Source organism: Rhizobium alarense (assembly GCF_021555155.1).
Classification (GTDB): Bacteria; Pseudomonadota; Alphaproteobacteria; order Rhizobiales; family Rhizobiaceae; genus Rhizobium_D; species Rhizobium_D alarense.
In genome coordinates, this window is sequence record NZ_JAKGBU010000132.1 from 1 (window position 1) to 8,613 (window position 8,613).

Here is an 8,613-nt window from a genome sequence, read left to right on the forward strand (position 1 = left end):
AATTTGTTCGTCGTCTTGCTTGTCATAGACCCTACTTCTCACGAGTTGGGGTCTCCGGCAAACCCGGCGCGGTTCAGGCACCTGAAGCTAGCCTAACCAAACACTGTGTTCACAGTCCGTTCTTCGAGTTGGCCAAAATCGCAGCTTCGAGCCGACTGGGCCTGGATGGTCGGACTTATCTAAGCAGCCATCTCCCGGCAGCTCTCCGCGCATCGGCGGCAGGCGTCGACACAGCTCTGCATGCCGCCGATCCGCTCGCAGTTGCCGGCGCACTCAGCACAGATTTCGGCGCACTCGCCGCAGACATGCTTGTGGTGCTCCGAGCCGATCAGCATGAAATGCGCTGAGGTCCGGCAGATTTCAGCGCAGGCCATCATAAGTCTGAAATGCTGCGGCGCGGTGTGCTTGCCACCCATCTCCAGGCAGTGGTTCATCGCAGTCGACAGGCATTCCCGATAGCAGGCCAGGCAGTTGTCGGTGCAGGTTTTCATCTCCGGTGATTGATGATGATGCATGATGTTCGTCCTTTCGCAGGAATTGAGCGGTTACTTGGCGTGCTCGTTGACCCAGGTGGTCATCTCCTCGATCTCTTTTTTCTGCGCGTCGATGATCTTCTCAGCCATGGCCTTGGCCTGTAGGTCGTCACCATATTTCAGTTCGACCTCCGACATGCTGATCGCACCCATGTGATGGGCGATCATTCCGCAGACGAAGGAGACGTCAGGGTCTTTGGCCATCATCCCCTGCATCATGGCGGGATGCATCTGCTGCATGCCCTCCATCATCGCCTTCTTGTGCTCGGCCATTTGCTCCATCGGCATTTCCGGCATCTTCATATCGCTGCTGGCGAGCATCTCCGATTTGCAGGCCTGCGGCATTGCCGTTTGTGCGGAAGCGTTGATTGATGAGGATAGAAGGATCGCCGGTACAGCGACGGCCGCGATCGCGCTCTTGAGAACAGTATTCATTTTTACTCTCCTGTTTGCATGAGATTGCGTGTTTTTCGATTTCAGGAGAACTGAAGCTTGGGCGGAGGATGGAATGCACGCACGAGCAGGAACGGAAGGGGCTCGTTCAGGACCGGTGTCGCAGCCGAGGAACCGACTGCATGGGCGTCTGCACACGGCGGTTCTGTCAGAATCGGGCAGCAATGCAAATTGGTGCAGCAACCGGCATGATGAACGGATATTGGATAGCGATGGCCCGGCTCGGTGATCGACGGGCAATTGTGATTGGCGCTGAATTGGTCAGCCGCCGCCGCGCCGTGGAGGTTTACCACCATGACGCACAGGGCCGCAATTCGGACCAAGCGGTAAACTGTTTTCAGGACAGGCATGGAGGTGCAATTCCTTTCGCCTTCAAACGCGCCTTTCAGAAGAATGTTCCCTCCTCGCTGGCCGTGGAAACTCAGAATCCAAGGGCTGACGTTGTGCCCAGAGTTGCCGCCGCGAGTACGAGATAGCGGCTAACTTTTGCCACTGTCACGAAGATCACGAAGGACCACAGGGGCTCACGCAACAATCCGGCTACAACCGTCAGCGCATCCCCGAACAGTGGCATCCAAGAGAACAGCAACGACCATCGCCCATACCGCCGATAACAACCACCGGCTCTTTCTAGCGAGGGCCTCTTCACCGGAAACCAAGCCCTGTCCTGGAAGCGATGAATGAACCGGCCGAGGACCCAGTTGCACACTGCTCCCAGAATGTTTCCGACACTTGCAACAATGATCAACCCAGGAACGGAGAATTTGCCCGAAACGAGCAAGCCAATCAGGACCGGTTCTGACTGAAACGGCAGGACCGTGGCTGCGCCGAAGGCGACTAGGAAAAGCCCGATATAGGCCATTAAGTTAGTCACTGGGCGTAATCCGCATATCTCCCATAAATTCGGCACTCCCCTGTTAGAACCCTATTGACCTTGCCATCGTTAGAAGCCTCACAAGGCCCTTCATCGTTCATCGGTGGGATGGTTCCTTGTGCAGCGCCACATAATCGACGCGAATCATCGGCTAGATGAAGCTCGCAATTGACAACTTCCGGGCTGATGGTAGTCCTCGGGCATGAGTATGTATCGAATCACATTGGCAAAAATGCTGGTTCTGCTTCGCTTGGTGATCATCGCATCACTGGCTGGATACTCATTGCCCGCCGCTTCGGCAGCGATGCATGGGTCGATAGCGACATCGACGGCTGTTCAATCTGACGATCACCACGAGATGACAAACGGCGACCACGTCCATGGAGGCGAAAGCGCCTCTCCGGATGACATGCAGAAAATTGCCAAGCAGGACTGCTGCAAAGACTTCTGCGTGAGTTTTGCGATTATCGCGACCGCCGATGTGGGCGGCGGCCCCATCGTGATGTCTTCCATCCATAATTTCATCGACGACAATCGTGTCGTTGGCGAACTCGTGCCGCTGCACCGCCCCCCGAATATCTGAATAGGACACGCCCGTCCTTGCGGGTCTGAACGTGCGTAGGTGGGTGTTGTTGCCCGCTGCGCCGCTGCCATCTCCTATTCGGATTACACCATGAAACCTCTATTTCTGGTGGTTGCCTTGCCGCTTATCGCAAGCGGTTGTGCTGCCACGTTGCCTCCTGAAGTCATTGCTTCGGGCGACCTTGCCGACCTCCCGGTCGAGGTTCGCCCGGTCCGCTACCAAAGCCCCGTTACGGGCTACACGCACCGCGTCCCGGTCGATCCCAAACCGTGGCGAAACCAGAACGACGCGCAGGCTCCGGAAGGAGACGCGTCATGACGATCATTAAACTAAAACTCGTGGCGACTGTCGCGCTCCCGCTTATTCTCGGTGGATGCGTCTCGGCGGCGGAGTATTCCCAGAAGAACTCCGGGTTCTCGTCCGTATCCAACAAGACCGCAGAAGCGACCGGAAAAGACACAGTCTGGATTCAGAACCGCCACGATGCCCAGGCCGTCTCGGGCAGGGTCAAGACGTTGCTGGCGAAGAAGAGCGTCGACGTCGAGACAGCGGTGCAGGTCGCCCTCCTCAACAACAAGGGCCTCCAGGCAGCCTATGCCGATCTCGGTGACTCCGCTGCGGATGCATGGCAATCGACCAGGCTGGTTAACCCGACCGTCGGTATCGGGCTGACAGGGATCGGCACACCGGGATTGGAGGCCTTCAAGACCGTAGAGGGTTTGATCGCCACCAATATCCTAGCCCTTGCCACGCACAAACAAAACGTCGGCATTGCCGATACCGAATTCCGCAAGGCCCAGCTCAATGCGGCCCTGCAGACCTTGCAGCTCGCCGCCGATACCCGGCGGGCGTGGATCAATGCCGTTGCCGCCTGGGAAACGGTCGCCCAGCTCAACCAGGCACAGGCGGCGGCAGACGCGGCGTCGGAGCTTGCGCAAAAACTCGGCGAAACGGGTTCAATGACCAAGGGCGGCCAGGCCCGTGAGCATGTGTTCTATGCCGAATTGGCGGGTCAGACCGCAAAGGCCCGGCTTGAGGCCCGCCTCGCCAAAGAGGAACTCACGCGGTTGATGGGACTTTGGGGATCGGACACCGATTATCAGATTCCCAATCGCCTGGCGCAGCTTCCGAAGGGTCTGATCAAGCGAGACCTGATCGAGGCGGAAGCCCTGCAACGTCGCGTTGATCTGCAGATGGCCAAGCTCGATCTCGATGCCACGGCCAAGTCCTACAACCTGACCGAGGCCACGCGCTACGTGACCGATCTCGAAATCCTGACGGGGTTCGAGACTGAACGTGAGTTGGAGGACGGCGAGAAGAACGTCGACACGACCGGAAACGTCGAGCTGGAGTTCGTGATCCCGATCTTCGACAGCGGCAAGGCCCGGGTGCGCAAGGGCGAACTGGCCTACATGCGGGCTGCCAACCTGCTCGCAGAAAAAGCCGTGAACGTTCGTTCCGAGGCGCGGTCCGCCTACCAGGCCTATCGCTCGAACTACGACATCGCGCGCCACTACCGCAACAGCGTCGTCCCTCTGCGCACCAAGATCGAGGAAGAATCCCTCCTCACCTACAATGGCATGATCACCAATACGTTCGAACTGCTCGCCGACAGCCGGGAGAAGGTCAACTCCACCCTCCTGGCCGTCAGCGCAAACCGCGATTTCTGGTTGGCCGAAGCCAATCTCGCGCCTGCCATCTATGGCGGTGGCGCGGGATCAGCCGATGGCGAAACGGAAGTCGCGGCGGCGGCCGAAAGCGGCGGCGGCCACTAGGAAAGGACACAGACATGTTCAACAGAAGACAGATACTCAGCGCGAGCGCCGCACTGGTGTCGACCGCTGCCTGGGCGAAGACCTCCAATATGGGACTGCCTGAGGCTGCGGTGATGGGGTCAGCCGAGACCCAGACGCCCGTCCGTCCCTCATCGGGGCCAGACTACACCCCGGTCGTGACCCTCAACGGCTGGAGCCTGCCCCATCGGATGAATAACGGCGTCAAGGAGTTCCACCTCGTCGCCGAACCGGTCGAGCGCGAGATCGCCGAGGGTATGACCGCGCACCTCTGGGGCTACAACGGCCAGTCGCCGGGGCCGACCATCGAGGCGGTCGAAGGCGACCGCGTCCGCATCTTCGTGACCAACAAGCTGCCGGAACATACGACCATCCACTGGCACGGCATGATCCTGCCGTCCGGCATGGACGGCGTCGGCGGGCTGTCACAACCGCACATCCCCGTCGGCAAGACCTTCGTCTACGAGTTCGACCTCGTGAAGTCCGGCACCTTCATGTATCACCCGCATTCCGACGAGATGGTCCAGATGGCCATGGGCATGATGGGGATGTTCATCATCCACCCGAAGGACGAGAAGTTCATGCCGGTGGACCGGGATTTCGTGTTCCTGCTAAGCGGCTATGATATCGATCCGGGCACCTACGTCCCACGCGTCATGGAGATGACGGACTTCAATCTCTGGACCTGGAACAGCCGTGTGTTTCCAGGCATCAGCCCGCTCGTGGTGTCGAAGGACGACCGGGTGCGGGTGCGGGTCGGCAACCTGACCATGACCAACCATCCGATCCACATGCACGGCTACGACTTCGAGGTCACCTGTACGGATGGCGGCTGGGTGCGACCTGAGGCCCGTTGGCCGGAGGTCAGCATCGACATCCCGGTCGGCGCGATGCGGGCCTATGAGTTCGACGCCAAATACGCCGGCGACTGGGCGATCCATTGCCACAAGTCGCACCATACGATGAACGCCATGGGCCACGACGTCCCGACCTTCATCGGCGTCGACAAGAGGGAAGTCACGGAAAAGATCAGAAAGCTCCGCCCCGAATACATGCCGATGGGGACCGCTGGCATGGCTGACATGGGCGAGATGGAAATGGAAATTCCGGAGAACACCGTTCCGATGATGACCGGATGGGGTCCGCACGGCCCCATCGAAATGGGCGGCATGTTCTCCGTGGTGAAGGTTCGCGAGGGCATCGCGGCCGACGATTACACCGATCCCGGTTGGTACGAAAACCCACCCGGTACCCAAGCCTGGGAGTGGACGGGCGATCTTCCCGACGCAACCAAGGCCAAGGATGCAAAGACGCAGATCACCCCGAAACCAGCAAAGAACGGCTGATCTCCCCTCCCAACCAATCAAAGGACTGAAACATGAAGACTGCGATTTTCGGACTGTTCCTCGCGGCGCTCGCGTCTCCCGCCCTCGCCTCTGGCTCCCATGCTGGTGGCCACGGTGAAGCCATGGCTGTCGGTGAGCCCGGAGACAAGGCCAAGGCAACCCAGACCATCCGCGTCACCATGAAGGAGACGGAAGACGGAAAAATGATCTTCACACCCGCCACCTTCAATGTCCGCAAGGGCCAAACGGTGAAGTTCGCGATCAAGAACGCAGGCGAACTCGATCATGAATTCGTGCTCGATCAGGAAGACAAGATCATGGAGCACAAGGCCGTGATGGAGAAGTTCCCGGAGATGGAGCACGACGATCCGAACGCGATCCGTCTGGCGGCTGGCAAGTCCGGCGAGATCATCTGGAAGTTCACCAACGACGGCACGTTCAAGATCGCCTGCCTCGTTCCCGGTCACTACGACGCCGGGATGCATGGCGACGTGACCGTCGCCAAGAAGTAATCCAGCTCCAAGGAGACATGACAATGAAATCCATCATCAAGTTCGCGGCGGCGGCCACACTCGCCGTCGCCCTCGCCTCCGGCGCTTTCGCGGCGGAATTCACCAAGGGCACCGTCAAGAAAGTCGATGCCAAAGCAAAGAAGGTCACGCTGATCCACGAGGAGCTCAAGTCCCTCGAGATGCCTGCGATGACGATGGTGTTCCGCGTCAAGGACGACGCCCTGCTTGAGAAGCTCAAGGAGGGCGCGAGCATCGAGTTCGTCGCCGAGCGCGTCGAGGGCAAGCTGACCGTCACCGAGGTCAAGTAAGCCGATACATCGGGACGCGGCCCTTTGCATGGCCGTGTCCCACACTCCTCCACGGTAACCGAGACAAGCGGGCTCGGCCAACAGATAGGTCTTCGAAACCCATCCGCCTCTTCAAGCGACAAACATGACGTCTTCACTTAGCGCCCAATGGGACACCGCACGGGAAATCCGTTCAATCCTGTTGCGGTTCGTCGCCTTCGCCATCCTTCTCGCCAACCTGTTGCTGGGCGGCAGCGACGGTGCCGACAGGACCCATTTCCTCGTCGTCGTCAGCTATCTCGTCATCAGCATCGCTTCCGTAGCGACCGCGCGGTTCCTGCCTGGTTTCTCCTGGTTGAAGACGCTCTTTGTCGTTCTCGACGCGCTGCTGGTGGCGCTCATTCTATACGCGCACATTCTTGGCGGACCGGTTACCGAAAACCACAACCTGACGACGACCAGTTTGGTGGTGGCTTTCATTCTGCTCAACCATGTCGGCCTAAAGCAAGATCGTCGGCTCGTGCTTGTCTTCTCCGGCATTGTCCTGGTTTCCTGGATAGCCATGCTGGCGATCACGGCGGCCAGACATCATACGGCCGACGTGATGTCGATGCTTGCAGCATTCTTCAACCAAGACCTGGGCCTCACGGTAAGCTTCGGCTTTACAGCTTTCGCTATCTACTTGCTTGCGAGGGACCACGACAGGACCCAAAACGAGGCACTGAAAGCCGACAAGCGGCGTCTCAATCTTTCGCGCTTCTTCTCGCCACTCGTTGTCGCGGACCTCGAGGAAGGCAGCTCAAACCTCGATCTTGAACGTCGCAACGCGGCGATTATGTTCGTCGACCTGCGGGATTTTACGAGCTTTGCCGAAACCGCTCCCGCCCGCGAACTGGCCCTGGCGCTGGCGGAATACCGCCACCTTGTTTCCGGGACCATCTTTCAACATGGCGGGACCGTCGACAAGTTCATCGGGGACGGGGTCATGGCGGTGTTCGGCCAACCTACGCCGACAGAGGGCGACGCAGACCGGGCCTTGGCATGCGCTCTCGACCTCATCGATGCACTGAACGATTGGAAGAACCACAGCATGCTGAACGGCTACCCTGCGCTATACGCGGGAATTGGCCTGCACTATGGGGCGGTTGTCGGGGGCGTTCTGGACAGCGGATGTCACAGCGAATTCACGGTCATCGGCGACGTGGTCAACGTCGCCCAGCGACTTGAGACTTTGGCAAAATCACTCGATGCGCCGCTTGTCGTATCGGCCGCCCTGATGGCCCGGCTGCAAACGCCAGTTCCGCCCGCCCACTGGATACCGCAAAGTTCAGTGCCGCTTCCGGGACGTCGGCTCCCGATAGATGTTTGGTATTTGCGGCGTGAATCTGGCCCCATTCCGTCCGAGGATAATTTGGTCTACGAGACAGGGGTCATGCAGACCGCCCTCCAAAGATCGTCCTTCCAGTCGTCCCCTCCCGGGCTCAATGTGCGCACCGGATAGTCGATGCCCCGGACGGACACCTTGGCGGGATTACTGCATTTCACGAATGCTCGATGCTTTCCCGGATCACTGTAGACGGTCCCGCTCGCAACACCGCCTTGTGAGAGCGATATAAGGACGTCGTAATCAAATCCAGCTCGCTCTGCCGTGTGATTACTCACAAGACTGAGACTGACCACGGTGTTGTCATCGAAATGCGCCGTGTGAAATATCAAGGGCTCTGCTGCCGCGTTTGAAGCGGATAGCACTCCCATCGCAAGGGTGAGTACATAAGCACGCATTCCCACCTCCCATGGTTCAGCGAAGCCCACATCATATCACTTGCGTGACGGCTTGCCACCAGAGTCTGACCGGTACTCGTACGTTGGCGTACCGCCTCGTCACGCTGTGTTTCGGCGTGGAATATTGACCCCTCTGGCGGGGTGACCGGTGTCCAATTTTGACCCCCCACCTGTTTCGTCTGACCATCCGTCTTTTGCTGGCGGATGGAGGGGGAGTGTAAGCGCGATTTTCGCTGCACGTTGACGCCAACCCGTTGATTGGCAGCGGATCAACGTTTGGAACCTTATTGTGTCAGGCGGCTTCGGTTCTGGCGAAGTTGAACGGCAGCAGGTCGACGATGTCGGCCCTTTCGTCCCGCTGCGGCAACTCAGTGTGAACCGCGCCGGGTTTGCCGGAGACCCCAACTCGTGAGAAGTAGGGTCTATGACAAGCAAGACGACGAACAAATT

At 59.0% G+C, this 8,613-nt stretch carries 10 protein-coding genes; 7 read left to right on the forward strand and 3 right to left on the reverse strand.

Going from position 1 to position 8,613, the window contains the following annotated elements:
• Positions 1 to 179: 179 nt before the first annotated feature.
• The 3 genes from LXM94_RS24605 to LXM94_RS24615 all read right to left on the reverse strand — a co-directional run bounded on the left by LXM94_RS24605 (position 180) and on the right by LXM94_RS24615 (position 1,848).
• The gene (locus LXM94_RS24605; protein WP_235774341.1) at positions 180 to 515 is read right to left on the reverse strand and encodes a four-helix bundle copper-binding protein; all 336 of its coding nucleotides are present in this window, start codon (positions 513 to 515) and stop codon (positions 180 to 182) included.
• Between the two features lie 30 nt (positions 516 to 545).
• Entirely contained in the window at positions 546 to 968 is a 423-nt protein-coding gene (copM, locus tag LXM94_RS24610; protein ID WP_235774343.1) for a CopM family metallochaperone, read from the reverse strand.
• A gap of 439 nt (positions 969 to 1,407) precedes the next feature.
• Positions 1,408 to 1,848: a YqaA family protein gene (locus LXM94_RS24615; RefSeq protein ID WP_235774345.1), complete on the reverse strand. Its 441-nt coding sequence runs from the start codon at positions 1,846 to 1,848 to the stop codon at positions 1,408 to 1,410.
• A 214-nt stretch (positions 1,849 to 2,062) separates the two neighbouring features.
• Here LXM94_RS24615 and LXM94_RS24620 point away from each other — a divergent pair, with 214 nt between their 5' ends.
• From LXM94_RS24620 to LXM94_RS24650, 7 genes are all read left to right on the forward strand, one after another.
• The gene (locus tag LXM94_RS24620) at positions 2,063 to 2,443 is read left to right on the forward strand and encodes a hypothetical protein (RefSeq protein WP_235774347.1); all 381 of its coding nucleotides are present in this window, start codon (positions 2,063 to 2,065) and stop codon (positions 2,441 to 2,443) included.
• A gap of 90 nt (positions 2,444 to 2,533) precedes the next feature.
• A complete protein-coding gene (locus LXM94_RS24625; protein WP_235774349.1) occupies positions 2,534 to 2,761 on the forward strand; it encodes a hypothetical protein in 228 nt (75 codons plus the stop codon).
• Positions 2,758 to 4,218: a TolC family protein gene (locus LXM94_RS24630; RefSeq protein WP_235774351.1), complete on the forward strand. Its 1,461-nt coding sequence runs from the start codon at positions 2,758 to 2,760 to the stop codon at positions 4,216 to 4,218. The genes LXM94_RS24625 and LXM94_RS24630 overlap by 4 nt, the downstream gene beginning before the upstream one ends.
• Before the next feature lie 14 nt (positions 4,219 to 4,232).
• Positions 4,233 to 5,582, forward strand: coding sequence for a multicopper oxidase family protein (locus LXM94_RS24635; protein WP_235774353.1), 1,350 nt, complete (start codon positions 4,233 to 4,235; stop codon positions 5,580 to 5,582).
• Between the two features lie 32 nt (positions 5,583 to 5,614).
• Positions 5,615 to 6,094, forward strand: coding sequence for a cupredoxin domain-containing protein (locus LXM94_RS24640; protein ID WP_235774355.1), 480 nt, complete (start codon positions 5,615 to 5,617; stop codon positions 6,092 to 6,094).
• Between the two features lie 23 nt (positions 6,095 to 6,117).
• Positions 6,118 to 6,402, forward strand: a complete 285-nt coding sequence (locus LXM94_RS24645) for a copper-binding protein (RefSeq protein WP_235774357.1) — start codon at positions 6,118 to 6,120, stop codon at positions 6,400 to 6,402.
• Positions 6,403 to 6,526: 124 nt separating this feature from the next.
• Positions 6,527 to 7,882 carry an adenylate/guanylate cyclase domain-containing protein gene (locus LXM94_RS24650; protein WP_235774358.1) on the forward strand — a complete coding sequence of 452 codons (1,356 nt, stop codon included), beginning with the start codon at positions 6,527 to 6,529 and terminating at the stop codon, positions 7,880 to 7,882.
• Positions 7,883 to 8,613 lie beyond the last annotated feature (731 nt).

Excerpts from the sequence above, each read along its gene's own strand:
- LXM94_RS24605 (WP_235774341.1), bottom strand. The coding sequence starts at position 515 with ATGCATCATCATCAATCACCGGAGATGAAAACCTGCACCGACAACTGC.
- copM (WP_235774343.1), bottom strand. The coding sequence starts at position 968 with ATGAATACTGTTCTCAAGAGCGCGATCGCGGCCGTCGCTGTACCGGCG.
- LXM94_RS24615 (WP_235774345.1), bottom strand. The coding sequence starts at position 1,848 with ATGGCCTATATCGGGCTTTTCCTAGTCGCCTTCGGCGCAGCCACGGTC.
- LXM94_RS24620 (WP_235774347.1), top strand. The coding sequence starts at position 2,063 with ATGAGTATGTATCGAATCACATTGGCAAAAATGCTGGTTCTGCTTCGC.
- LXM94_RS24625 (WP_235774349.1), top strand. The coding sequence starts at position 2,534 with ATGAAACCTCTATTTCTGGTGGTTGCCTTGCCGCTTATCGCAAGCGGT.
- LXM94_RS24630 (WP_235774351.1), top strand. The coding sequence starts at position 2,758 with ATGACGATCATTAAACTAAAACTCGTGGCGACTGTCGCGCTCCCGCTT.
- LXM94_RS24635 (WP_235774353.1), top strand. The coding sequence starts at position 4,233 with ATGTTCAACAGAAGACAGATACTCAGCGCGAGCGCCGCACTGGTGTCG.
- LXM94_RS24640 (WP_235774355.1), top strand. The coding sequence starts at position 5,615 with ATGAAGACTGCGATTTTCGGACTGTTCCTCGCGGCGCTCGCGTCTCCC.
- LXM94_RS24645 (WP_235774357.1), top strand. The coding sequence starts at position 6,118 with ATGAAATCCATCATCAAGTTCGCGGCGGCGGCCACACTCGCCGTCGCC.
- LXM94_RS24650 (WP_235774358.1), top strand. The coding sequence starts at position 6,527 with ATGACGTCTTCACTTAGCGCCCAATGGGACACCGCACGGGAAATCCGT.